Genomic DNA, 25,752 nt, shown 5'->3' with positions numbered 1-25,752 from the left:
TCCTTATTAAAAATAGTGAGAAATCGTCAGATAACGAGTTCTAATGTGTTCAATCAATAACTTAATCTTGTTGGGCGGCTGGCGAGTAAAAGGGTAAACCGCATAAATACCGAGCTTCTTGCCCACTAAGTCAGGGAAGATGTCCACCAGCTGACCGTTGCGTATATCGTGATAAACCAGACATCGTGGTACGTACGCCACTCCATGTCCGCCTAATGCGGCTTTTCTTAGCGCCGTCGCATTGTCAGTCGAGAAAGAGCCCGAAACACGCACTATGTATTTGTCGTTGTCGGTACAGCCATCTTTACTGTGCAAGAACTGCCATTCGCTGGCACCCGTTGTTTGATAGGCGTATTGCAAGCAGTTGTGCTGCACCAAGTCTTTAGGCAGCATCGGCTTGCCGTTTTTAGCAATATAAGATGGCGAAGCACACACCACCCATTGCGAATCCAATATATGACGGGCAATCAAGCTGGAGTCTTCCAGGTAACCCGTACGAATCACCAAGTCCAACCCATCCTCAACCAAATCGACAAAGCGATTGTTAAGCGACATATCGACCGTTAAACCTGGGTGCATATTACAAAACTCGGCAACGGCGTCTGCGAGAATCAAATCTCCGGAGATAGTAGGCACTGACATTTTGATATGACCACTGACATTTTCACCAAAGCCTGAAACTGCGTCCATAGCCTCTTGCGCCGCCTGCTTCACATTTTTAGCGCTGTGTAACATTGCCTTGCCCGCCTCGGTCAGGGTCAATTTACGCGTCGTTCGATATAATAATTGCACGCCAATTTCTTCTTCCAATCGCGCAATTCTCTTACTAACTACCGAATTTGTAAGGTTATTTTGTTCTGCCACCTTACTAAAACTACCCAGTTCAACTACCTGTGAAAACAGGATCAAATCGTCTGCTCGCATCTGATTATGCCAATTTTGGAATTAATTATTTTCATTATTTCCCTATATCAATAAAAAATAAAGGGGTAAATTCACGCCAAATTAACAAAACAATTACAAAAACAGTCATTCCAATTACAAGAGTCGCCCAAATAAGGTTCCCGTTTAGAGGCCAGAGCGACTCAAATGACGACAAACCATAACGTGATCTTTACTTCAAACATGAACGTTTGAAAACAGTACGAGGAAGTACCCATGAGTGAAACTCTACTAGCTTTATTGGCCTTTTCGCCAATAGTTGTTGCAGCGATTCTACTGGTTGGCCTGAACTGGCCAGCGAAAAAAGCGATGCCAGTGGCATTCGCACTAACCGTTGCTATTGCCCTATTTGCTTGGGATATGTCTAGCACTCGCGTGTTGGCTTCCGTATTCCAAGGTTTCGGCATAACCGTGTCGGTTCTCTGGATTGTGTTCGGCGCCATCTTCTTATTAAACACTTTGAAGCACACCGGAGCTATCACCACTATTCGCAATGGCTTCACGGATATATCCGCTGACCGTCGCGTTCAGGCAATCATCATAGCTTGGTGTTTTGGTTCATTCATCGAGGGCGCATCTGGCTTCGGTACACCTGCAGCTATTGCCGCTCCACTACTGGTTGCTATCGGCTTCCCAGCATTAGCCGCGGTACTGATGGGCATGATGATTCAATCTACGCCAGTATCATTCGGCGCGGTTGGTACACCTATCATTGTTGGCGTAAACAAAGGTTTGGATACGCACAACATTGGTGAAAGCCTGATTGCCAATGGTTCAACATGGGATGCTTACCTACAACAGATCACATCAAGTGTTGCGATCATCCACGCCTGCGTTGGTGTGATGATTCCTGTATTGATGGCGATGATGCTGACTCGCTTCTTCGGTAAGAACAAAAGCTGGACTGAAGGTCTTGATATCCTGCCGTTCGCACTGTTCGCAGGTGCTGCTTTCACTATTCCTTACGCACTAACAGGTGTTTTCCTAGGTGCAGAGTTCCCATCACTGATTGGTGGTTTGGTTGGCCTAGCAATTGTTGTAACAGCAGCAAAACGCGGCTTCCTAGTACCAAAATCAAAATGGGACTTTGAAAGCGAAGACAAGTGGCCAGCAGAATGGCTAGGTTCTTTGAAAATCGATCTAGACGACACTCATTCAAACAGTAAGCAAGGTCATAAGAAAATGAGCATGGCGATGGCATGGGCACCTTACGTGCTGCTCGCTGTCACTCTCGTTGCTAGCCGTGTGAGCCCTGAGTTCAAAGGCCTACTTAAGAGCGTTAGCCTTTCGTTCAGCAACATCCTAGGCGAGACAGGCGTAAGCACTGCGATTCAACCTCTGTATCTACCTGGCGGTATCTTGGTATTCGTCGCACTGGTTGCTGTTCTAATGCAATCACGCAGCACAACACCACTAGCTAAAGCGTTTGGTGAGTCGAGCAAGACTCTGATTGGCGCAGGCTTTGTACTGGTGTTCACCATCCCAATGGTGCGTATCTTCATTAACTCTGGTGTTAACGGCGCTGATTTAGCAAGTATGCCAGTAACCACTGCAAACTTTGCAGCTGACCTAGTTGGCAGCGCATTCCCAGCGTTAAGTGCCACAGTTGGTGCGTTAGGTGCCTTCATTGCAGGTTCGAACACCGTTTCAAACATGATGTTCAGCCAGTTCCAATTCGAAGTAGCACAAACTCTATCTATCTCTAGTGCTGTGGTTGTTGCTCTGCAAGCCGTTGGTGCAGCAGCAGGTAACATGATTGCGATTCACAACGTGGTAGCCGCATCGGCGACCGTAGGCTTGTTAGGACGCGAAGGCGCAACACTACGTAAGACTATCATCCCAACGTTCTACTACTTAGTAATGACAGGAATCATCGGCCTAGTGGTTATCTACGGCTTCAAAATGACAGACGCACTTATGTAAACCATAAGTCGTTACAAAAGCACTTGGCGTTAATACTCAATTCCCCGACTGCAACACCGTCTAATAAGACAGTTGATGAGTTTCGGAATGGATACTAAAACACATCAACACCCTCGGGTATTAACGCCACTTTATTAAGAATAACAAGCAGCCCAAGCCAAGCTCTCACAGAAGGGCAACATCCCAAGAATTTAGGACTGAAATTATGATCATATCCGCATCGACTGATTACCGCGCCGCAGCAAAAGCAAAATTACCACCGTTTCTTTTTCACTACATTGACGGCGGTTCTTACGGAGAACATACCCTACGCCGCAACACGGCCGATCTTGCAGAGATCGCGCTCAAGCAGCGTGTACTTAATGACATGTCGGACCTAAATTTGGAAACCGAATTGTTTGGCGAAAAGCTGGCGATGCCGATTGCCTTAGCTCCGGTTGGACTAACAGGCATGTACGCACGACGTGGCGAGGTACAAGCTGCAAAAGCTGCGGACAACAAAGGCATCCCTTTTACCATGTCCACCGTGTCGGTATGCCCGATTGAAGAAGTCGCACCTAAGATTGAACGCCCAATGTGGTTCCAGCTTTACGTGTTAAAAGATCGCGGCTTCATGAAGAACGTATTGGAACGTGCAAAAGCGGCTGGCGTGACAACACTGGTCTTTACGGTAGACATGCCTGTACCCGGCGCTCGCTACCGTGACATGCACTCAGGAATGAGTGGCCCAAATGCAGCAATACGCCGCGTATTTCAATCTATGCGTCATCCTAGCTGGGCCGTTGATGTAGGTTTACTCGGTAAGCCACACGATCTTGGCAACATCTCGACTTACCGCGGCTCTCCAACCAAACTGGAAGATTACATCGGTTGGTTAGGTGACAACTTCGACCCATCGATTTCGTGGAAAGACCTAGAGTGGATCCGTGATTTCTGGGACGGCCCAATGGTCATCAAAGGCATTCTTGATCAAGAAGATGCAAAAGACGCCGTAAGATTTGGCGCAGACGGCATTGTGGTTTCAAACCATGGTGGTCGTCAGCTTGATGGCGTTCTATCGAGTGCTAAAGCCTTGCCTGCGATTGCAGATGCAGTAAAAGGCGACACTAAGATTCTGGTCGACTCTGGTATTCGTACTGGCTTAGATGTGGTTCGTATGATGGCGATGGGCGCAGACTGCACCTTGCTTGGCCGCTCTTTCGTTTACGCGTTAGCGGCACAAGGACAAGCAGGCGTTGAGAATCTACTCGACCTGTATGACAAAGAGATGCGCGTTGCAATGACTCTAACTGGCGCAAAGACAATCAAAGACTTAACTCTTGAATCTTTGGTGGGGCTAGATTAATCGGCTACGACTCAGATTCAGATTCAGATTCAAATTCAAATTCAAACTAATGCTTTGGTCTACTTAGACTGAAGTTCAATCGGTGTCACAGCAATTCCACTGCCGTTGTGACACCGTTTAAGCACTGGAAAATAAAATAAAAAACTAGGGCGTGTTGATCTTTCGAGCTGATTTTTGCAGCGAGTTGCTGGGTATTTATACAAGGCAGAGGCGTCGATGTGTAGCTAGCCTACATGAGAAGCCGATAACGTAGTAGAAATGGCCAGCAAACGCTGCCCGAAGGGTTCGGCTAAAAGCGTTTTACTCTTTGTTGAGGGGGATTTGCTTAGAGTGACTAGGCTACTTCCCCCTCGCCGCGATTAAAACGCTTTTATCTCGAACAAAATTTAACCACGAAAGGTCAACACGCCCTAACCAGTGCCAAATAAGAAGCACAAGGAAGCAAAGATGGAGACAAACACATCCCATGAGCGAGTAATAGACGCACAAGCTTATCAGCAGCTTGAAGCGATACTGGCTCAAAAAATAGAAACGGAACGCATTGTCACGCAAGAGGCAAAGCGATTGGCTTACGGCACCGATGCGAGTTTTTATCGCTTGGTGCCGAAAATGGTTCTAAGGCTTAAAAACTTAGACGAAGTCATATTCACCATTCAAAGCTGTCGAGAACTCGGTATCCATTTTACTTTCCGTGCAGCAGGCACCAGTCTTTCAGGACAAGCCGTTTCAGACTCGGTACTCATCACACTGACCGACGACTGGCGCGGTCATGAGATTGTCGATAACGGCAATCAGATCATTCTTCAGCCCGGTGTGATTGGCGCCGATGCCAACAAATACCTTGCCCCTTTCCAACGTAAAATCGGCCCAGATCCAGCTTCAATCAATACTTGTAAAATCGGTGGTATCGCGGCGAACAACGCCAGCGGCATGTGTTGTGGTACTGCGCAAAACTCTTATCGCACCGTCGAGAGCATGAAAATCGTATTAAGTGATGGTTCCCTACTTGATACAGCAGAGAACGCCAGCGTTGAGGCTTTCAAGCAATCACACAAAGCGCTGTTTGAAGGCATTATTGATTTACACAGACAGACTAGCTCGAATCAAGAACTGGCAGACAGAATCCGCCATAAGTACCGCCTCAAAAATACCACGGGCTACGCGCTTAATGCATTGGTCGATTACCACGACCCAATTGAGATCATCAAACACCTGATGATTGGATCAGAAGGCACGCTAGGCTTCATCGCAGAGATCACCTACAACACGGTTATCGAACACCCAAACAAAGCTTCGACCCTGTTGGTGTTTGCCGACATCGAACAAGCAAGTAAAGCCGTTACTACGCTATCAAAAACACCCGTTGCTGCCGTTGAATTGATGGATGGCAGAGCACTGCGTTCAGTGGCTGATAAACCGGGTATGCCTGCATTTATGCCAAGCTTGGATCTAGAAGCCGCGGCTATTTTGGTTGAATCACACGCCAGCTCCCAGCAGGACTTAGATTTACAATGTAAATCAATTTTGGATGCCTTGGCTGAGTACACAATTGTTGAATCGGTGCCTTTCACTTCCGATCCAAAGACAGTCGCAACCCTATGGGGGATCCGTAAAGGCATGTTCCCTGCGGTTGGCGCTGTGCGTGAAGTCGGCACGACGGTCATCATTGAAGATGTAGCTTTCCCAGTCGAGAACCTAGCGAACGGTATTCGAGAGCTACAAGAGCTGTTCGATAAATACGACTACAGCGAGGCGATCATTTTCGGCCACGCCCTAGAAGGCAACCTGCACTTTGTGTTTACCCAAGGTTTTGATAGCCAAGAAGAGATCGACCGTTACGGTGGTTTCATGGATGATGTAGCCGAGCTTGTCGCCGTGAAATATCAAGGTTCTCTGAAAGCGGAACACGGCACGGGTCGTAATATGGCACCCTATGTGGAGTTAGAATGGGGCAAAGATGGTTACGCCTTGATGCAACAAATCAAAGCGCTGTTTGATCCAGAAAGACTGCTCAACCCCGGCGTTATTATTAACGACAATCCAAATTCACACATCACCAATTTGAAGCCAATGCCTGCTGCCGATGACCTTGTCGACCGCTGCATTGAGTGTGGCTTCTGTGAGCCGGTATGTCCGTCTCGTACGCTGACTCTGTCACCACGCCAACGTATTGTGCTGTATCGCGAGTTACAACGCCGCCGAGCTGCAGGGGAAAAAATAGAAGCAAGCGAGCTAGAGAAGACTTTTGAATATCAAGGTATCGATACCTGTGCGGCAACCGGCCTATGTGCCGAGCGTTGCCCAGTGGGAATCAACACCGGTGATTTAGTGAAGAAGCTTCGTATTGCTAAATATCAGAAATTCACTCCAATCGCTAAGTGGACGGCGGATCATTTCTCGACCACCACTAAGCTGACCAAAGCCGGTCTAAAAACCAATCAAGTAGCGAGCAAAGTACTAGGTGCCAACACGGTCGGCAAGCTCACCAACGGCCTGCGCTCAATGACCAAAGGCGCGACACCGGTTTGGATGCCAGAAATGCCGCAATCCAATAGCCACTCACTCACGGCTTCACCAATGACAGCCGCAACATCGAACAACGCTAAGAAGGTGGTTTACCTCCCTTCGTGTGCGAGTCGAACCATGGGGCAACAGAATGATGCGGGCGATCAACGTCCTCTGACTGAAGTGACCATGTCTTTACTCAACAAGGCTGGATTTGAGGTTATTCTGCCGAAGAAGCTCGATGACCAATGTTGTGGCATGCCTTACGACAGTAAAGGCATGACCGACTTAGCTCAATCGAAGGCTCAGCAGTTGGAAGAAGTGCTATGGCAAGCCAGTCGTCAAGGTGAATACCCAGTACTAATGGACACCAGCCCATGTGCCAAGCGCAGTATTGAGCAGTTCACCAAGCCACTAGAGGTGCTAGAGCCAACAGGATTTGTGAATCAATACTTGCTTGAACACCTGACACTTGAGCCACTGCAAGAAACCGTGATGCTGCATGTGACGTGTAGCTCTCGTCGAATGGGTTTGGAAGGCGCGATGTTGAATCTTGCTAAAGCCTGTACCGAAGAGGTCATCGTTCCTGAGCATATTCAATGTTGTGGTTGGGCGGGTGATAAAGGCTTTACTACGCCAGAGCTGAATGAGGCGGCAGTACATCCACTCAAAGAACAAGTGCCGAGCAACTGCACTCGCGGATTCAGCAACAGCCGAACCTGTGAGATCGGTTTGTCACATCACAGTGGCATTCCGTATCAATCAATCTTGTACTTGGTGGACGAAGTGGCGCAATAGCTCCACTCATACTGCGAGCAATGTGCTCTAGCTTAAAACGAAAAATGGCAGCCCAATCAGGCTGCCATTTGTTTATTCGATTTTAAACGTGCTACTGAGCTAACGCATAGAGAACTAACGGTTAGAGAGTTAGGCGCATCAACTCTTCTGGTGAGTAATGTTCTGCTTCTGCACCTTTGGCGATTAGGTCAATCACTTGGAACTCGCTCATGTCACCAAACTCTTTGGTTAAGTAATCACGAAAGGCTTTCTCATTCGGCCATTTACCGCGCACGATATAGCCATCTTCTTTGTCGAAATCTTCCGTCTCAAAGAAAGAAAAGTCGGTCATACCAATATTGTGGCAATACAAAACGAGATACATGTTGAATCCTTTACACTTAACTAGGGCCTGTTTAACTTTCGAGCCGATCAAAAAGCGTCTCTAAAAAGCAGGGCTAAGGTTACAACATAAATGCTAAATCGAATACCCAATCGGATCGTCAATTTAGAAACCTCAGCGACCGGCTCTTTTCGTTAGTCATCAAACATCATGTTGATGGCAGCCCCTAACAAGATCAGCCCAACAATTGGCCCCATGACTGCTAATGGCGCGCGCTCAATGTATGGAAGGTTCTCTGCGATCATCAAACCCCATTCAGGTGTTGGTGGCTTTGCCCCTAATCCGATGAAGCTCAGCGAGGTAAGACTTAGAGTGATAACCGGTAGCCTCAACATCGCGTGTCTTAACAACGGTGGCAACACATACGGAAGCAAGTAGAAACGGAAGATTCTAAGCTTACTGGTGCCCCATAGTGGCGCGAGGTGTGTATAAGGTTGAGCCTTGGCTTCTACGATCAAGCTTGAGCAGTGCGCGGCTAACGGCGCCCACGACACCAATACAATCGCGATTAAGGCACTGTTCGGATTCATCCCCGTTAAACCTGCAACAAGCAAGCCTGCGATGATGTATGGGATACCCTTAGTGATCTCGATAAGGCCTTGGCTAAAACGGGTATTGAAGCCCATGATAATGCCTGTCACCAAGCTCAAGAACGTTGCCAAAATACCCGCTTGGAAGGTCGCGACCATACCAGAACCGATTCTTGCTAACAGGTCTCGTCCAATACCATCTGCACCCAATGGCGCTTGCCAGCTCGGTGATGCCAAACGTGCGAATTGGCTGGTGTATGGGTCTCGGAATACCGCCCAAACCACAATAGCAATTAAGAATGAGAAGATCGCAAAAGCAGTGACACGCTTGGCGCGGCTCTGGGTAAAACGAAACGAAGAGTGACTACTAATCAGCTTGCCGCTTTTCAGGCTGTGACCCAGAATCAACTGCTGAACAAACAAGCTGATGCTGCTTACTGCAATCGAAAACAGCAACAATACCAGTAGGCCGCCTTGTAACATCGGCAGATCTTGCGCCTTCGCAGCACCAAGAATCATGCGCCCGATACCCGGGATCGAGAAGATAAGTTCAACCGCGACTGCGCCACCCGTTAAGCCAATCACGATCATCGCAATTTGTGGGATCAGGCTGCTCAACGCTCTTTTCAGCGCAAAGCGAATAATTTGATTGGAGTGAACGTTGGCACTGAGCCAAGTGATCACCCAAGGTTCATTAAGAACGCGTTGTAAACTGTCTCTGAGTAAGCGACTAAACAGGCCGCTAGCAGGCAGTGCGAGCGCTAAACTCGGTAGCCAGATATCTTGCCAGCCTTGCCAACCATACGGTGGTAGCCAACCTAACCAGATAGAGAACACCAATATTAATACCGAGGCCACCACGTACTCTGGCAAGGATATTAATACGGTGCTTAAACTGCTGTAACTCTGCCCTAGTTTGCCCTTCTTCCAACTGCGCAAGGTAGCCAGTAAGCCTGCACCGCACAGTACGAAAGTCATCACCAATGCGCTAGACATCAAAAACAGAGATGTAGACGATGTTTTTTGAATACCTAATGCAACCGAAGAACCATCAATCCAGGATTTACCTAGATCACCAGAAAATGCATTTCCTATCCAGTCGATCAGGCGCTCACTTGCCGAACGGTCAAGCTGAAGATCAGCACGTACCGCCGCTAATGCTTCAGGCGTAAGCAGGTGTTGTTGCCCCGCTCTTGCACGCAGGATGGATTGGCTTGGGTCGATGCCTGCAATGTCAGGCATCAAGCCAACAAGAATCACCACCACGATCAATGAGGCGATTCTTGATAACCAAGGCGTCAAGAGAAATAAGGTTCGACGCAGAGTCTCAGCAGATAGCATCTATTTAGTTAGCCTGTTTCGCTTTTTTGACTTGTGTAGTTTGGTCAACCAAGCGACGCTCACTTGGGTCACGAACCACATTGCTCACGCGCTCGCTTTCACCTTGAATCACACGTTCGTGAAGCAGTGGAATAGCAGCGAAGTCGTTAAGGATTTTTTGCTCAGCTTCGATGATCGCTTGCTGACGCAGTGCACCTAGTGGTTGCAGATCAGCGTGAGTCAACGCTTGGTCGACTTCTTGAGAGCAGAATTGACCAAGGTTGAATGAACCCTTACAGCCAAAGTCACTCATCATGTAAGCCACTGGGTCACCCGAATCTAGAACGGTTGCACGAGAAAGAATGAACGCATCAAACTTACCTGATAGCGCATCGTTTTCAATCTGAGCGTATTCACGGATATCCAGCTCAACTTTGAAACCAGCCGCTTCAAGTTGCTGTTTAAGTAGTGCTGCTACTTCTGGAAGCTCAGCGCGGTCGGTAAAGGTACCGATAACAATGCTTTCACCGTTTGCTTTTAGCGTTTTATCGACTGCTTGACCTTCAGGTCGAATCGGCTCAGCCCAAGCAAGAGCAGGACCTAATAGGCCTTGCGCAATATCCGCGTGGTTTTCATAAACGGTATTCACGATTTGCTCACGGTCTACCGCAGCAGCCGCGACCTTACGCAGTTCAATATCGCTAAATACGCCTGACTTATTGTTCAGGTAAAGCGTGTTGGTACGAGGCATTGCTACTTCGTAAAGCAGGTTCGGATCAATGGTCGCGATTTGTGACACTGGCACAGCTTCAACAATGTCAGCCGTACCTGTTCTTAGAGCTGCCGCACGAGCAAAGCCGTTAGGAACGTATTCTGCAATTACAGATTCAACTTGTGCTTTTTCACCCCAGTAACCATCGAAACGTTTCAATTTCGCGCTAGTTGTACCGTTAATTTCTGTCAACTCAAACGGACCTGTACCTGCGCCAATTGGGCTCACACGACCATCTTCTTGGTACGCGCTTGCTGCAAGAATCGCTAATTGAGGGCTTGATAAACGGCTTGGTAAAAGAGGGTCATCAAAGCTGGTTTTGATCTCTACGCGGTAGTTGTCCATCGCTTTCACTTTTAGCTCTACACCATCTAGGATGCGTGGCTTAGGTGCCGCTTCCAGCGCTTTCTGTAGTGAGTTCACAACAGAATCTGCCGTTAATGTAGAGCCATCGTGAAACTTAACACCTTGGCGAACCGTGAATTGCCAAGTCAGTGGATCAACGTGTTTCCAATCCGTTGCCAGCATTGGCTCAGCTTCTGAAGTTGGGCTCAGGTTCACTAGCGTTTCAGCCGTGCTCCAACGTGATAGTTTGAACGCGTCATCAGAAAGAGGCGATAGGCCCGTTCTTGGTGGCTGCATCATCGCAACACGAATTTCAGATTTGACCGCCGCATCGCTCGACTCTGGTTGAGAGTCAAAACAGCCCGTCAAAGGCAAAGCCAGCGCTAGAGCGCAAGCCAGTTTAATTGAATTAAAACGCATAGTTATTTTTCTCTGTAAGCTGTGTTTCGTTAATAAGCTGTATTTCGTAATAAATAAGGTTGTATTAACAAGTAGATTTCGAAAGAGGCTGAGATTGAATCAGCAACTGAGTCGCAGGATGAGCAGGTACGCTCATCACTTGAGGTGTCGGTCCATGCTCCACCATTTCGCCATGGTCAAGAACCAGAATTTCTTCACAAAGCGTCTTTGCTGCGCCTAAATCGTGTGTCACCAAAACGATGCGCATATCGCGCTTCTTTTTCAATGAAATGAGTAAATCTAACAACCTTTGACGGTTCACCGGGTCAAGGCTGGCGGTCGGTTCATCAGCTACCAACACTGCGGGTCTAACGACAAGCGCCCGAGCGATAGCCACACGTTGAGCTTGGCCAGTAGAAAGCTGATTAGGTTTCAGTGATAGCAAAGTGGCAGGTAAGCCCACGTCCAACAGCGTCTCTTCAATGATGTTTTCATGGTTGCCAGAAACATCTAAGTTGCTTAGCGGCTCGGCTAAGATCTGTCGAACGGTATAGTAAGGATTGAGGCTGGTGTGTGGTTCTTGAGGCACCAATTGAATCAAGCGACACACCGCGGCTTGCGCTTTGCTATTGCGAATAGGCAGCGAATGACCAAACAGGCTGATTCGCCCCACCGTTGGCTCTTTAAGGCCAAACAGCAGTTCAATCAGCGTTGATTTACCGGCACCAGAGCGTCCAACAATAGCTAGGCTTTTGTCTTCAACATTGAGGTCGATGTTCTGTAGCGCTTTAAACGCCTTACCACCTAACCAACTCGGTATTGAGTAGTAATGCACACCGACATTCTCGAACTTAATCTCAATCGGTGTTTGTGTTTCTGAATCTATCACTGGCATTAACGGCGAGACTTCTGAATTTAATGATAAGGTCGAACTCATGCGATTAGGTCTCTCAATGAACAGCAGAAAGCGTGAGAGCTTGATTCAAGCGCGTGTTTTGGTGCGCCATAAGCCACCACTCCGCCATCATCGATCACCAATAACTTGTCACACGCGAGCGCGCTGTGCAGGTCATGAGTGATAAGCAGGCCACCAATTTGTCGCTGTTTAACATTGTCGCGAATCAGCTTGAGTATCTCTTGCTCTGTCACCGGATCTAGCGCACTGGTTGGTTCATCCGCAATGATGATATCGGCGTTACTCAACAAGCCAATCGCAATGCACACTCGTTGACGTTGCCCTCCAGAGATTTGGCTCGGATACAACGACAAGATGGTTTCTGGATTTGGGAACCCTAACTGTACTAACAGTTCGGTGAGCTTGATTTTGTCTTGTGATTTAAGCTTAGTGCGAGTTCCCGTCAATGCCAAACTGAGTTGGCCTTCAATAGAAACAAGAGGGTTTAACGCTTGAAGTGCATCTTGGAAGATAACCGCCGGTCGTTGTGCTGCAGTTCGTCGCAACATCGGCAAACCACACACCGCTTCACCAGATAGAGAAATATGGCCTTCAACCTGCACTGTTTCTGGCATAAAGCCCGCAATCGCACGTGAAAGCATCGACTTACCAATGCCTGAAGGGCCCATGATCGCCAACAGTTCTCCTCGATACACATCGAAGTGGATATCTTGGAAAAGTGTTCTTGAAGAGGTTTTGATCATTAGTCGGTCAACAGACAATAGTGGGGCGTTCACGCAGATACTCATAGATAGATGTTATAACATAACAACTTTATCATTTAGCTGAAGTGATGAAAAGAGAACATTGAACCGTATCGCATTTTATTTGTTTTTTTTTGACCGGTTTTCATTAGGGTGAGTTGACCTTTCGAACTGATTTTTACAGATACAAAAAAGCGCCCTTTAAATTTATCGTATAACGATAGTCAGGCGCTTTCATAATGAATCAATACGAGTTCGCTAGTGATTAGCCACCGATGCATCTTCTATTGGAAAACACTTTTGCTTAACTTGCGCGATGAACGGATACAAGAATGCAATACGTCCAAGATAAAACAAGGTGAACGCCAACCACAGACCATGATTGCCCCAAATATCGATAGTGAATGCCTGTACTGCTAAGAATACCAACAAAGTCGCGATGCTAGAGTCTCTAACCGGACGCGTGGTTCCCGTTCCGGTAAAGATGCCGTACACCGTTAAGCCAAAGCCAGCCACTAGCGGGAACACGATTAACCACGGAGCCATCTCTTGGTACAGAGTGACTAGCGCTGGAATATCAGTAAACAAGAAAACAATGCTGTCTTTAAATACCAAGGTCAAAAACGTCAGTGCGACAATAAAACCCGCTGTCCATTGGAAGTTAAGTCTTAATACACGATCTAACATTGAAGGATTCTTCTGTCCTACCGCCTTACCAGCAAACACACTCGATGCGTTGGCAATACCATCAAACATGTAGCTAACAATAAAGGTCACCTGCATCAAGATCGCGTTAGCGGCCAGAACATCGGTGCCTAGTTGAGAGCCTGTACGCGCCATCATGTTAAAGAACACCAAGATACAAATCGTACGTAACAGTAGGTCAGTGTTTGATGAGATGATTGTCGACAGGTCTTGCTTGGTCATCTTCGAGCCTTGCAGGAACTCAGAGACCGATATGTTGCTGGTTTTCATAACCAGCGTCATACCAATCGCAAAGGTGGTAACTTGTGCAATCAAACTTGCGTAAGCCACACCTGCAACGCCCAAATCGAAATAAAGTACAAACACCGCATCTAAGACAATGTTCAACACATTGCCAAACACTTGTGTGTAAAGGACTTCTTTGGCTTTCGCCTGCCCCATCAACCAACCAATAATGGTGTAGTTGAGCAACACAAAAGGCGCACCATAAATCAAAATACTGAAGTAGATATGCGCATGCTCGGCCACATTGGCTTCAGGCTCTATCACCCACATTGCGCCTTGCCAGATGAGCGGTTGTATCAAGATAAAGATCAAACCCACCAAACCAGACAGCACAAACGGACGCATCAAGCTACCCGCTAAATCAGAGCGATTGCCCTTACCCAATGCCATCGCACTTTGCCCGGTCGTACTGACACGGAAAAAGCCAAACAACCAGTACATGGTGTTCATAATGATGGTGCCGATAGCCACGCCTCCAATCAGTTCAGCAATACCAAGCTGTCCGATCACGGCGGTATCCACGGCCCCAAGCAGAGGCTGAGTCACCGTTGAGATGATGAAAGGGAAGGCGATTTTCAGATAATCTTTGTGGGTAATGGTCATATATTCTAGCGAGTGATATTAAGAACTATTTGCAATTAGAAAGCGATGCTATCGTTTAATCCGTACGTTGTCATCATTTACTGGGGTAAATTATCAACAAAGTACCTTTATCTTAATTCACCTACATAAAAATGCCTGTTGTTATTGGCACTGGTAATTCGTCTCAACACAACAGCAAAACTTGATTCAAGAAAACACCACAACCATCGATTAACTGAATTTTTATCCTCGATCCAAATGGACGGCTTAAAATCAGTTAGTAAAAACTCACCGGAAGGTAGAAATCCAACTCAAACACTTCATCGGTGTTGAGAAAGTGATTCTGATGATAATGCACATAAGCCGGGGTAGAACGCTGCTTGAAGCCAGACGTAGGTAGCCACTTTTCTAATACCATACTGATCTGTGGTAGCAGCTCACCATAACGGCCATTGAGTCTAAACACCGCATGCAAACCGCCCGGAATCACCATCTGGTTCACGACACTGCGATACTTAATCGGCTCACCAATTGCGATACACGCCACATAGCGACACTGATCCATTTCAACCCAAGCAGGGTTTGAGTGATGCAAACCAAACTGGCTCGAAAAGTCACGCTGTTCTGAGTTCGCCCACGCTTTCAATATCAACCATGCGTTGCGAATGGAGCGGTTATAACCCGTATGTCGAACATAAGCCGCCATGCGCTCCGGTGTTTCAACGATCTTCGGTTCGGGTAACACTCGCTGCGCCACGTTCAAATAGCCCGCCGCGACTTCGGGATCTTTCAAATAGGGTTTTTCTGCTATCTGTAAGTCGTGTTTACGCCATTCTCCCGGTGACATGTTAAAGGTCGCTTTGAATGCTCGGCTAAATGAAGATACCGAACTAAAACCACATTTACTGGCAATCTCCACCACTGACGACGTGGTATCGAACATCAATTGGTTGGCCGCATACTCCATTCGAGTGCGTCGGATATATTGGTGCAACGACTCCCCGACCACACTTTTAAAGGTGCGATGAAAATGTTGCTCGGAATAAGCCGCAATCTCGGAGAGCGCTTTGGCAGACAAAGGCTGACTGATATCTTGGTGAATATGGAACAGAACATCATTGATTCGGGATATGTGTTGTCGTGACATTTTTCAAATAGCATAAATGGACATGTTTATGAGCATAAACGGACACGCTTGTTTTTACAATTGCCGTGTAATATCAAGCGATAGAATAAAAACGAAAAACGACGAGACACAACACATGGAAATCGCACAGTCATTACAACAGATTCAATCTTCATACATTCGAGAGATCCTCGCAGCCGCAAGCGATCCAAATGTCATTTCATTGGCCGGTGGATTACCTGACGAGAAAACATTCCCTATCGATTTAATGAAGCCAACGTTAGAAAACCTAGCGAACATGCCGGAAGTTTTCCAATACGGTTCGACCGCTGGCTATGGCCCCTTGCTTGAACACTTAACACAAAGCTACCAATTGCCAGAATCCCACACAGCAATGATCTGCACAGGGTCTCAGCAAGGGTTGGATTTGATTGCGCGTGCGTATGTTGATCCGAATGATGTGGTTGTAATGGAAGCGCCAAGCTACTTGGGTGCGATGCAAGTGTTTGGCTTGGTTCAAGCGAACATTGTGACTGTGTCTCAAACTGAATTTGGCCCTAATCTAGACGAACTAGAAACGTGCTTTGAACAGCAATCGCCAAAGATGTTCTATGCGGTGCCAGATTTCCATAACCCGACTGGCGTTTGTTGGACAACGGAAACTCGTCAAAAAGTGGCTGAGCTGTGTATCAAATACAACGTAGCATTCATTGAAGATGCGCCTTACCGTGAGCTGCGTTTCACAGGCACAGAGCTGCCGTTGGTTTCTTCGTTCTGCCCTGACAACTCTATCGTTCTTCGTTCATTCTCTAAGATTGCATCGCCAGGCTTACGTATTGGTGCGGTGACAGGTAAACGCAGCTACCTTGAGCCACTGATTAAAGTGAAGCAAGGCGCAGATTTACACTCAAGCGTTCCGATGCAAGCACTGCTTGTTGGTCTTCTCAAGCATGAAGATTTCAACCTGCACATGGAAAACATTCGCACGCTGTACAAATCTCGTTATGAAGTGCTGTTTTCAGAACTAGAAAAACAACTGCCTGCAGACTGTGTACTGAAAGCAGTAGACGGCGGGATGTTCATTTGGGTAGAAATCCCAGAGTGCGACACCTTCGAACTGGCTAAAACTCTACTCTCTAATGGTGTGGCGGTTGTACCAAGCCCAGTATTCTATCCAAAGGCTGACGAAGCAAAAGCTGCACTGCGTTTAAACTTCACCAATGCCAACCCAGAAGAATTAACCGAAGCGGTGAAACGCTTAGCGGAAGTACTTAACCAAGCGTAATCGCTGGTTAGATAACACAGATTAATACCAAGGCCCTGCTGTATTTTTACAGCAGGGCCTTTTTGCTTAAGAACACACAAACATACGATTGTGCCTGATATTTTCCATCCATGATGAAGGCTTACTTTCGTTTTTAAGACTAAACTGCTAAACATTACTTAATAGTAAATAATAAGGCGCACGACAAACTATGGATCTAAACCTTTTAAAAACATTTGATGCTGTAATGAAGGCCCGTAGTGTTAACGTCGCAGCAGAAGCTTTAGGGATCTCTGCCCCCGCCGTCAGTCAATCGCTAAATCGACTAAGAGATCAGTACAAAGATCCATTGTTCGTGCGTGAAGGTAGAGGTATCTCACCAACCAATTTTGCAGTCGAACTCCATGCGGAAGTTCAAGAACCTTTAAGCCTGTTAATTAACGGCGCTAAATCACGACAGCATTTTAATGCTCAAACAAGTCGACGTACTTTCAGAATCTCCAGCCACAAAGACATTGATATCTTAGTGTTCCCTTGCCTAACCAAATACCGAGAGCAGCATGCCCCAAACACAACCATACAAGCCGATATTGATCATATCGACGAGCAAGCTCGACAAGCTGATTTAAGGCAAAGAAAGGTAGACGTGATCTTATCAACTGTTCCTCTGGAAGAGCATGGCTATCACAACCTGAAGCTGTTTGAAGAAGAACTTATCGTCGCACTAAGTATCGATCACCCCCGTATTCAAGGCAGTATCTCCGTTGAGCAATTCTTCTTTGAACATCATATTCTGTGGCAGACTCAAAGGATGGATAACTACACGCTCAATTCAGTTGCTTGTGAACGCCTACCAACTCGAAAAATCGCCTATACAACGGGATCAGGGCTAACAGGACTAGTCTTGGCTCAAAGTACTGACTGGCTTTGTGTTAATGCTCGTTCATTAGCAAACAAAGTCGCAGGTAGCGGAAAATATCAAATCTTTGAATTACCGTTTAAAGCCGAGCCTGTCCCTATTTACATGACTTGGCATCATTCTCAAAATAATGATACGGGACATAAATGGTTTAGGAATGCACTTGAAGCCATAACAAGGATAAACAATTAAGTAATAGTTAATTATTGTTTAAGTTTCACTCTATCGATTGATTAAACCTTACGTCTTAACATCTCTCTCATCGACGGGCCGAATGGTCGAGTCCGTAAATTTAGAGAGAATCACCAATGAAAGCTTCAAACTTTTTAACTCAGTCAATATGCATCGCACTTCTTACCACAACAGCGAGTTCAGCGTTCGCAATGGACCAAAATCTAGTTCGCAGTTCTGACCCAACTTTCTTCACCAACGACTCAGTACAAAGCCACTTAGCAAAAGTGGTCTGGGAAGACGCAGAACACAACAAAGCCTTCATCGAGAGCTCTGAATACATGCCAGTTGCCATGACTGAATTTGCAAAGCAGATGACACCAAAAATTCAAGAAATCGCACCGGGAAAACTCTACTCAATCTCTGGTTTCCAATTAGCTTCAACTCTTGTAGCCGTTGGTGATGACGGACTTATCATTGTTGACCCTGGTGAAAATGATACCGCAGCTAAAGAGTCAATGGAGGCATTCAACCAGTTTTCAACACTGCCTGTTAAAGCGGTAATTTACACACACCGTCATCCAGACCACGCCTTTGGTGCTGCTGGTTGGGGCGTAACAGAAGAACAGGTTAAGTCAGGCGAAGTAAAAATCATCGCATCAGATAACTTTATCCCCAACCTTGTGAACGATGTTGGCGTAACAGGCAAAATCCTGACTCAGCGTACGGCTTACGCGAGTGTCTACTTACCTAAAGGGGAAAAAGGTCGCCCTGCTCACTTCGGCCTAGGCCCAACATTTACAGCTGGCCCTATTTCTTTCTTCATGCCTAATGTCTTGGTAAGTAATGATGAGCCATTGAAAATTACCGTCTCTGGTATCGATATGGAAGTATTTGGTGCTTACGGCGATGCGGGTGACGATGAAGTCGATATCTACTTCCCACAATTCAAACACGTACACGGTAGCGAAACGATCCAAGGCGAAACATTCCCGAATTTGTATACACTGCGCGGTACCAAATATCGTGATGTTCAAGAGTGGTACAAAGGCATTGATACGCTATCTGAATACGCACAAAAATCGAATACCTATAGTGGTTCTCACATGCGAGCATGGATTGGACACGACTTCATCAATGAGCGCATAACCAACTACCGTGATGCGATTCAATTTGTACACGACCAATCAATCTACAACATCAACCGCGGTATCAAGCGCGATGAGTTGGCAGAAAAAGTTGTACTACCAGAGAACTTAGCCAACGACCCTTGGTTGGGTGAATACTACGGTACAGTAGCGCACTCAGTTCGTAATATTTACAACGGCTATCTTGGCTGGTGGGACGGTGATGCTACCAAACTTGCTCGTCCGGGCGTGAAAGACATGGCTCAAGATTACGTTGATGCGATGGGCGGCGAAGATAAAGTCATCGATATTGCTCGCGACGCGTATGCTGAGAAGAACTACGGCTGGGCGGCAGAAGTGCTGACTCACGTGAACAATGCAGATCCTGACAACATGGAAGCGCGTGACCTAAAAGCGCAAGCACTTCGTGAGTGGGGTTATGCTCAAACCAACATTTACTGGAGAGGTTATGCGATTTCTAACGCAGCAGAATTGGACGGCACATTAGATCGCTCTGTGGCATGGGATTTTGCTAACCCAGCCATTGTGAAGGTGCTACCAACCACCAAAATCTTAGAAACCGAGCGCGTAAACCTAAACGCAGACCGTGCTCAAGGAAAAGAATTATCTATCAACATTAAGGTATCTGACACCGGAGAAGTCGCGAACTACACGGTACGTAACGAGATTGCTGTTTTCTCTCTAGAGCAAGATCCAAACGCAGATGCAACGTTAAGCGGCAAGAAGTTAGAGGTTCTGGGTTATTTCGCCTCTAGCGATGTCAGTAACGCAACCATCGAAGGCAACAGTCAATCAGTGGATACGTTCTTTAGCTTGTTCGACCATAACAAAGCGAATGACATCAACCTAGTTCTACCTAACTAACACGCCAATTCACCATCAATGTCGATAGATATAGCGGTTCCATTTGGAGCCGCTTTTTTAGCGCCAAATAAAAGATTTTTAAGCACCAGAAAAAATCAAAGAGAGAAAAACATGAAAACTGTACCACTCATCGCATCTATATCGCTGCTCTTATTAACATCGAATGCGTTTGCTCAACAAAACACTTCCGACACAACAGATATCATTCAGAAGACTTCGCCTCAAGAAGTGATGCCGTCGACAGAAAGCGCCACACCTGAAAAAGTCCAAGACATGTCTGATCCGCTCGCGGTTTACACTCAAGCGGGTTTCGGTATCTCAGACAAAGGGCTCAATATCAAAATCGGACAATCTTATGATACGGGCAGTGATATCACGATGGGAATGAACATCGTCGAAATAAAAGGGGTGGCAGGCGAACAGCTAGGGTGGTCAGGCTCGAACCACCGCGATGATTCAATCGATAGTGTTCGTTTTCGTAATTTCACCGTTGATAAGACTAATGGCCAAGGGAAACAAATCGATTTGAATTACAGCGTCGAGCAAGAACAGTTAGACGCTTCATACAGCTTTATTCAAGCGCTACCAAAATGGGGGGCGATACAGCTCTATCCTTTGGCTGGAGTTGGCGCTCGTATCATGAATGGTCAGGTTGATAAAGTGGTCGATACGGATTCTGGCGCTTATGAAATCGACACATCTGTGGGCTACACAATTCCCGGTGTATATGCCGTGGTAGGTATGTACAGCCGCATCACGGTCACCGAAAACATTTGGATTAACTACAACCCAATGTGGTTAACGTCGATTGCTGGTTCTGACTCGTTTGTTGACCAAGGCATGGCCGGAGATAGCAATATCTTCACCAATGAGTTGTCGATTTCCTATCAATTAACACCGCGTTTTAACGCAAGATACTATGCAAACTGGACTCAAGATCAAGACTACTTTGAAGGTGACCAACGTATTGAATTCAACTATCAGTTCTAAAGCGTAGAGAATTCATTGATAGTATCAACATTGTTGACATTGAACGGTCTTTAGGATTATTGTTGATACTATCAACGTATATTTCTATGGAGTGAGTATGTCATCGGTTATGCAGATCAGAAGCGAGTTACGTTATCTCGTTCGCGAGCTTGGACTATTGGATAAAAACTGCCTTAATTCAGGCTTATCACTGACACAAGTCCACCTTCTTACCTACCTGCGTAAGAATGGAGTCACACCCTTTTCTGAGCTCAGCGTACAGCTCAGCGTAGAAAAAGCCTCTCTTAGCCGAACCCTCAACTCTCTGGTTGAAAAGCAATATATCGAACCATCTTTGAGTGAGACGGATAAACGTCAGAAGTACTTTTCACTCAAAGCTGAAGGATTGAAAAGGTTAGAAGAAGCCGATGAGTCAGCCAACAATGAACTGTCTCAATTGCTGAACCTGATGAGCCCAGAAGATACGAAAAACGTGATTGATGGGTTAAGAACATTGCGGCTCAGCGCTTTTCAGAAAAACGCCACGCACAACAAAGCCAGAATTCAGCTCGAAGCTTGCACTTCGGTATACCGCACTGAGATCGACAGTTTGATCAGAGATACCTTTTCGGGTGAACAAAGTATCCCACAACATCTCATTCCATTATCTCCTGACATTCCTCAGAAATGGTGGTTAGCACGTTCAGGAGAATATGTTTTAGGCGCCGTAGCGGCATGGGAGAGCGATAGAGAATGGCACTGGGGGCGATTTGTTGTCGACAACCGATTCCGCGGCCTTGGCATAGGAAAAGCATTGGCTCGTTACTCATTAGTTCAGGCGTCGAAAGACATCAACGAAATCTATATCGAAGCGCGCGACACAACCGTCAATATCGTAAAAGGACTCGGTGGAGAGGTTTTAGGTGACAAGTTCGACTTCTATGGGATGCCCGTAACGCCGATGCGATTAACGAGAGAGCGACTCAATGAAGCAACTGAAACTCAAGAGTTTACGCTACCTACTCACCTGTAATTGAGTCATAAAAGATTAAGTGACTCAATACATTACTCGCCTGCCAATCATTACTCTTTGGCAGGCCTGCATGTAGCAATCCTGTTACCTATTCATCCCACTTCATGAGCATGTATCTTTGCAAGCCTAAAACCACACAAATCAAAATGATAAATAGCCCTACTTTTGGTTGGTTTTCGTCCTACATTGGCTTGGTTATACTGCGGCGGATTTTAATAAGCCAATATGGGTAAACCTGAGTGAATCAAACTCAGTCGGTACCATAAAAGGCAACCGCTCTGGATTTACGTTCCAGCTCGCAGAAAGGAAAAACCATGTCTCAATATGTTGTATGTGCTCTGTATAAATTCGTAGCACTTGATGATTACCAAGAAATTCGCCAACCACTCACTGACGTGTTAGAAGCCAACCAAATCCGCGGTACTTTGTTACTTGCGAGTGAAGGCATCAACGGCACCGTTGCGGGTAAGCGTGAATCTATCGACGCCCTTCTTAAATGGTTCAAACAAGACCCTCGCTTAGCTGATGTGGTTTACAAAGAGTCGTTCAACGAAGAACAACCGTTCAATCGCACCAAGGTTAAGCTTAAGAAAGAGATCGTAACCATGGGCGTTGAAGGTATCGACCCTCGCCATGTTGTCGGTACTTACGTTAAACCAAACGAATGGAACGACCTCATCTCTGATCCAGATGTGATTTTGGTTGATACTCGTAACGACTACGAAGTCGATATCGGCACGTTCAAAAACGCAGTAAACCCGAACACAGAAACCTTCCGTGAATTCCCTCAATACGTGGCAGATAACCTCGACCCTAAGAAACACAAGAAAGTCGCGATGTTCTGTACTGGCGGTATTCGTTGTGAAAAATCAACAGCATACATGAAAGAGCAAGGCTTTGATGAGGTCTACCACCTTGAAGGCGGCATTCTTAAGTACTTAGAAGAAGTACCAGAAGAAGAGAGCATGTGGGAAGGCGACTGCTACGTATTTGATGGCCGTGTTGCGGTAAACCACCAGCTAGAAAAGAGCGATTACGATGTGTGTAATGCTTGTCGCTTGCCAATTACTGACGAAGACAAAGCCTCTGAGCACTTCGAGAAAGGCGTAAGCTGCCCTAAGTGTATTGATAAGCACAGCGACGAGCAAAAAGCCCGTTTCCGTGAACGTGAAAAGCAAGTTCAACTGTCGAATGCTCGTGGTGAAACCCACGTAGGCGGCGATGCAGCTCACCTTATCGATCAACGTAAGAAAGAAAAGCTAGCGCACAAAGAGCAGCAGCGCTCTGGTAAGAAAGCGAAGTAGTTTTTAATATTACTAAAATAACAAAGGGCATCAGCGAATCCACAATGGAACGTTTATGCCCTTTTTTGATCCTGCTCTCGCTTTGTGTTTAAGAACACATTTATCTTCAAAAATAGACTCTATACTGAAGATAATTCGACTAGAGAGGAAGTGCCAATGCTCAATGAAAACCATGCCTTTATCTTAGATTTCCCAGATCTTAAATTAGACATTGTTCAGCTCAACCACGACGACGAAAAATTCAAAGCAGACATGCAGAAATATCACCAACTCGACTACGACATCCGTCAGCTAGAAATCTCTGGCAGCCCTATCGATGACGACAGCATGCACAATCTCAAAGTAGAACGCATGGCGCTGAAAGACTCGCTACACAAACAGCTCACTCGCCATCATGCGCTTAAGCTCGTATAACAACTCATTATGCAAGTGTGGCTAACTTGGCCACACTACTGCTCTTCTCTATGGGTTCTTTTTTTGTAATTGGAATTACCTGTTACCCAACCTGTCTATCAGCTGAGAAATCTAAATAAGTACTGAATTGAAGTCCATCATCTTGAGTTTCAAAACTCCAACCCATTCGCTCACAAATTCGTTGCACAATCACTAGTCCACAACCATAACCAGCATTGTAAGTCTCATTGCCATCATGACGATTAGTGATCATCAATTTAGAACCTGTCACCTCAATTCCAACATCACCAATACTGTAGCTAAACGCGTTCTTAATTAAGTTATTCAATACAATAGTAATAAAGCTCTCTGGTGCATACACAGTGACAGTCTCCTTGACGTTCAGATCATAACTAGCATCCTGCTTAGCAAACAAAGGCGCCATTTCAAGCAACTGATTCTGAACTTCGGCTGACAGGTCATAGTGACCGAAATGGTGCTCATCGATACTCTCTTTACCAAGTAGCAGAAACATTTCAGTCAGCACTCGCATCTGTTCACTCGCTTCTTGCAGGCGGTTAATCGCTTTTAACGCAACAGGAGGTTGATTGGGTACTTTAGTTAGCAGATCAGCCGACCCTTTTATCACCATAATCGGGGTTCTAAGTTCATGAGAAGCAAATCGATTGAACTCCTCTTCCCGCTGAAAAAATCCTGAAATGTGATTCTTTGAATCTAAAAGCGTTTGCTCAATATGTCGTGTTTCAGCGTAAGACGTCTCAACTTCAAAGCTTGGCTGCTCAGGGTGCATTTGCCCTATTTTCTTTTCTATTTGATTGAGTGGCCTCGACAGCGAGCGTACAACATAGATCCCATACAAAACCATAAAAATGGACGTTAAACCGCCAAGTATGAGGGTATAGTTGTGGAGGCTCCATTCATACTCGTCGAGGTAGTCGTCGGCGTCATCTTGAAACAAGATATACATCAGCCCTTTGCCTGAGGGGTGTTCGAATACGTAAAAATGTTTATCTTCTGTACCTAACAGATGTTCATAGAAACCGGGCTCTTTGTATCGAGCTAACCAGTTGGGCAGTTCCCTTTCACTCCAATAGGTTGAAAACTCATTTTTATTCGGCAACAACGCATCTTCGCCAAGCAACTGATATTCAGACGTATAACGATTAGCTTCAGTGTCTAGCCAGTGATGGAGGCTGATAACTTCCATCTGGTTTTCAGCGATATAAATCACTGTCCAGAAAAGGCCAAACATGACCAAGGTCATCAAACCAAAGCTGCGACGGATTTTTCGGTAGATACTCGGGTAATCGCCGTGATTTGAGCCGTTATGCTTTGAGTCGGTAACCTTGTCCATGAATAGTCTCTAATCGTGAATGTTTAAATCCTTTATCGAGCGCGTTACGCAGGCCATAGATATGACTTCGAAGTGCATCACTGCTTGGCGATTCATCACCCCAAACGGAATCAATCACTTCAGTTCTTGAAACAATCGCTGGCGCGTGTCGCATAAGGACTTTTAGTATTTTTAACTGGATTCGACTCAACTTAATTAGCCTACCTCCTCGGTATACCTCGTCGGTCTGCGAGTTGAGAGAGATATCGGCAAAACTCAGCTTTCCGATGTCTTGGCGTGGTCCTCGGCTTGCCAATGCGTTGAGCCTTAAACTGAGCTCTTGCATTGCGAAAGGCTTCACCAAGTAATCATCTCCACCCGCTTGAAAGGCCGCTATCTTGTCATCCAACCTATCTTTAGCGGTTAAAAATAGAATTGGCGTAGGGCACTGCACCTCTTCTCTTAACTTTCTAACAGCGGAGATGCCGTCTAATTTAGGCATCATTATGTCCATGATAATCACGTCATAATGATTCTCAGACGCTAACTTTAACGCCGCTTCTCCATGATAAGCACAATCGATCACCATCCCTTCTAACTCTAGGTAATCGGCAATGGTTTCTGCAACATTGTGGCTGTCATCAACGATCAAAACTTTCATCGATTTATTTCACCTTTCTTCACGAGTGCTTCACGTTTGAGTTTATAAGATACA

At 46.2% G+C, this 25,752-nt stretch carries 20 protein-coding genes; 10 read left to right on the top strand and 10 right to left on the bottom strand.

Translation table 11 applies throughout. The features are described from left to right. Positions 1–6 precede the first annotated feature (6 nt). Entirely contained in the window at positions 7–924 is a 918-nt protein-coding gene (locus tag ITG09_22695; protein ID UPR54186.1) for a LysR family transcriptional regulator, read from the bottom strand. A 234-nt stretch (positions 925–1,158) separates the two neighbouring features. On the opposite strand from ITG09_22695, the gene ITG09_22690 reads away from it, so the two are divergent. The 3 genes from ITG09_22690 (at position 1,159) to ITG09_22680 (ending at position 7,513) form a co-directional block, all read left to right on the top strand. Further along, a complete protein-coding gene (locus ITG09_22690; protein UPR54185.1) occupies positions 1,159–2,865 on the top strand; it encodes an L-lactate permease in 1,707 nt (568 codons plus the stop codon). A 205-nt stretch (positions 2,866–3,070) separates the two neighbouring features. Then, a complete protein-coding gene (lldD, locus tag ITG09_22685) occupies positions 3,071–4,210 on the top strand; it encodes an FMN-dependent L-lactate dehydrogenase LldD (protein ID UPR54184.1) in 1,140 nt (379 codons plus the stop codon). Between the two features lie 447 nt (positions 4,211–4,657). Next, the gene (locus tag ITG09_22680; protein ID UPR54183.1) at positions 4,658–7,513 is read left to right on the top strand and encodes an FAD-binding oxidoreductase; all 2,856 of its coding nucleotides are present in this window, start codon (positions 4,658–4,660) and stop codon (positions 7,511–7,513) included. A 121-nt stretch (positions 7,514–7,634) separates the two neighbouring features. Here ITG09_22680 and ITG09_22675 read toward each other — a convergent pair whose 3' ends face one another. The 7 genes from ITG09_22675 to ITG09_22645 form a co-directional block, all read right to left on the bottom strand. Beyond that, on the bottom strand, positions 7,635–7,877 hold the full coding sequence (locus ITG09_22675; protein ID UPR54182.1) for a hypothetical protein: 243 nt from the start codon (positions 7,875–7,877) through the stop codon (positions 7,635–7,637). Positions 7,878–8,029: 152 nt separating this feature from the next. After that, positions 8,030–9,766: an ABC transporter permease subunit gene (locus tag ITG09_22670; protein ID UPR54181.1), complete on the bottom strand. Its 1,737-nt coding sequence runs from the start codon at positions 9,764–9,766 to the stop codon at positions 8,030–8,032. Positions 9,767–9,770: 4 nt separating this feature from the next. After that, complete coding sequence (locus ITG09_22665) at positions 9,771–11,282, bottom strand: ABC transporter substrate-binding protein (protein ID UPR54180.1); 1,512 nt, start codon at positions 11,280–11,282, stop codon at positions 9,771–9,773. Between the two features lie 64 nt (positions 11,283–11,346). Then, positions 11,347–12,198: an ATP-binding cassette domain-containing protein gene (locus tag ITG09_22660; GenBank protein ID UPR54179.1), complete on the bottom strand. Its 852-nt coding sequence runs from the start codon at positions 12,196–12,198 to the stop codon at positions 11,347–11,349. Further along, complete coding sequence (locus ITG09_22655) at positions 12,195–12,953, bottom strand: ATP-binding cassette domain-containing protein (protein UPR54178.1); 759 nt, start codon at positions 12,951–12,953, stop codon at positions 12,195–12,197. The genes ITG09_22660 and ITG09_22655 overlap by 4 nt, the downstream gene beginning before the upstream one ends. A gap of 225 nt (positions 12,954–13,178) precedes the next feature. Next, the gene (locus tag ITG09_22650; GenBank protein UPR54177.1) at positions 13,179–14,513 is read right to left on the bottom strand and encodes an MATE family efflux transporter; all 1,335 of its coding nucleotides are present in this window, start codon (positions 14,511–14,513) and stop codon (positions 13,179–13,181) included. A 256-nt stretch (positions 14,514–14,769) separates the two neighbouring features. Then, on the bottom strand, positions 14,770–15,639 hold the full coding sequence (locus ITG09_22645) for an AraC family transcriptional regulator (protein ID UPR54176.1): 870 nt from the start codon (positions 15,637–15,639) through the stop codon (positions 14,770–14,772). A 115-nt stretch (positions 15,640–15,754) separates the two neighbouring features. Between ITG09_22645 and ITG09_22640 the strand changes: the two genes are divergently transcribed. The 7 genes from ITG09_22640 (at position 15,755) to ITG09_22610 (ending at position 23,704) form a co-directional block, all read left to right on the top strand. Next, positions 15,755–16,903: a PLP-dependent aminotransferase family protein gene (locus tag ITG09_22640; protein UPR54175.1), complete on the top strand. Its 1,149-nt coding sequence runs from the start codon at positions 15,755–15,757 to the stop codon at positions 16,901–16,903. Positions 16,904–17,093: 190 nt separating this feature from the next. Then, positions 17,094–17,993 (top strand): LysR family transcriptional regulator, encoded by a 900-nt coding sequence (locus ITG09_22635; protein ID UPR54174.1) that lies wholly within the window; start codon positions 17,094–17,096, stop codon positions 17,991–17,993. A 116-nt stretch (positions 17,994–18,109) separates the two neighbouring features. Continuing rightward, complete coding sequence (locus ITG09_22630; protein UPR54173.1) at positions 18,110–19,984, top strand: MBL fold metallo-hydrolase; 1,875 nt, start codon at positions 18,110–18,112, stop codon at positions 19,982–19,984. Positions 19,985–20,095: 111 nt separating this feature from the next. Next, entirely contained in the window at positions 20,096–20,974 is an 879-nt protein-coding gene (locus ITG09_22625) for a hypothetical protein (GenBank protein ID UPR54172.1), read from the top strand. A 97-nt stretch (positions 20,975–21,071) separates the two neighbouring features. Beyond that, entirely contained in the window at positions 21,072–21,986 is a 915-nt protein-coding gene (locus tag ITG09_22620) for a GNAT family N-acetyltransferase (GenBank protein ID UPR54171.1), read from the top strand. A 314-nt stretch (positions 21,987–22,300) separates the two neighbouring features. Beyond that, the gene (locus ITG09_22615; GenBank protein UPR54170.1) at positions 22,301–23,290 is read left to right on the top strand and encodes a rhodanese-related sulfurtransferase; all 990 of its coding nucleotides are present in this window, start codon (positions 22,301–22,303) and stop codon (positions 23,288–23,290) included. A gap of 156 nt (positions 23,291–23,446) precedes the next feature. Then, positions 23,447–23,704, top strand: coding sequence for a YdcH family protein (locus ITG09_22610; GenBank protein UPR54169.1), 258 nt, complete (start codon positions 23,447–23,449; stop codon positions 23,702–23,704). An 82-nt stretch (positions 23,705–23,786) separates the two neighbouring features. On the opposite strand, the gene ITG09_22605 is transcribed toward ITG09_22610, so the two are convergent. Next, entirely contained in the window at positions 23,787–25,058 is a 1,272-nt protein-coding gene (locus ITG09_22605; GenBank protein UPR54168.1) for a HAMP domain-containing histidine kinase, read from the bottom strand. Further along, positions 25,030–25,698: a response regulator transcription factor gene (locus ITG09_22600; protein ID UPR54167.1), complete on the bottom strand. Its 669-nt coding sequence runs from the start codon at positions 25,696–25,698 to the stop codon at positions 25,030–25,032. The genes ITG09_22605 and ITG09_22600 overlap by 29 nt, the downstream gene beginning before the upstream one ends. Positions 25,699–25,752: the final 54 nt, after the last annotated feature.

Source organism: Vibrio cyclitrophicus (assembly GCA_023206055.1).
Classification (GTDB): Bacteria; Pseudomonadota; Gammaproteobacteria; order Enterobacterales; family Vibrionaceae; genus Vibrio; species Vibrio cyclitrophicus_A.
This window is presented reverse-complemented; position numbering and strand designations above follow the sequence as displayed.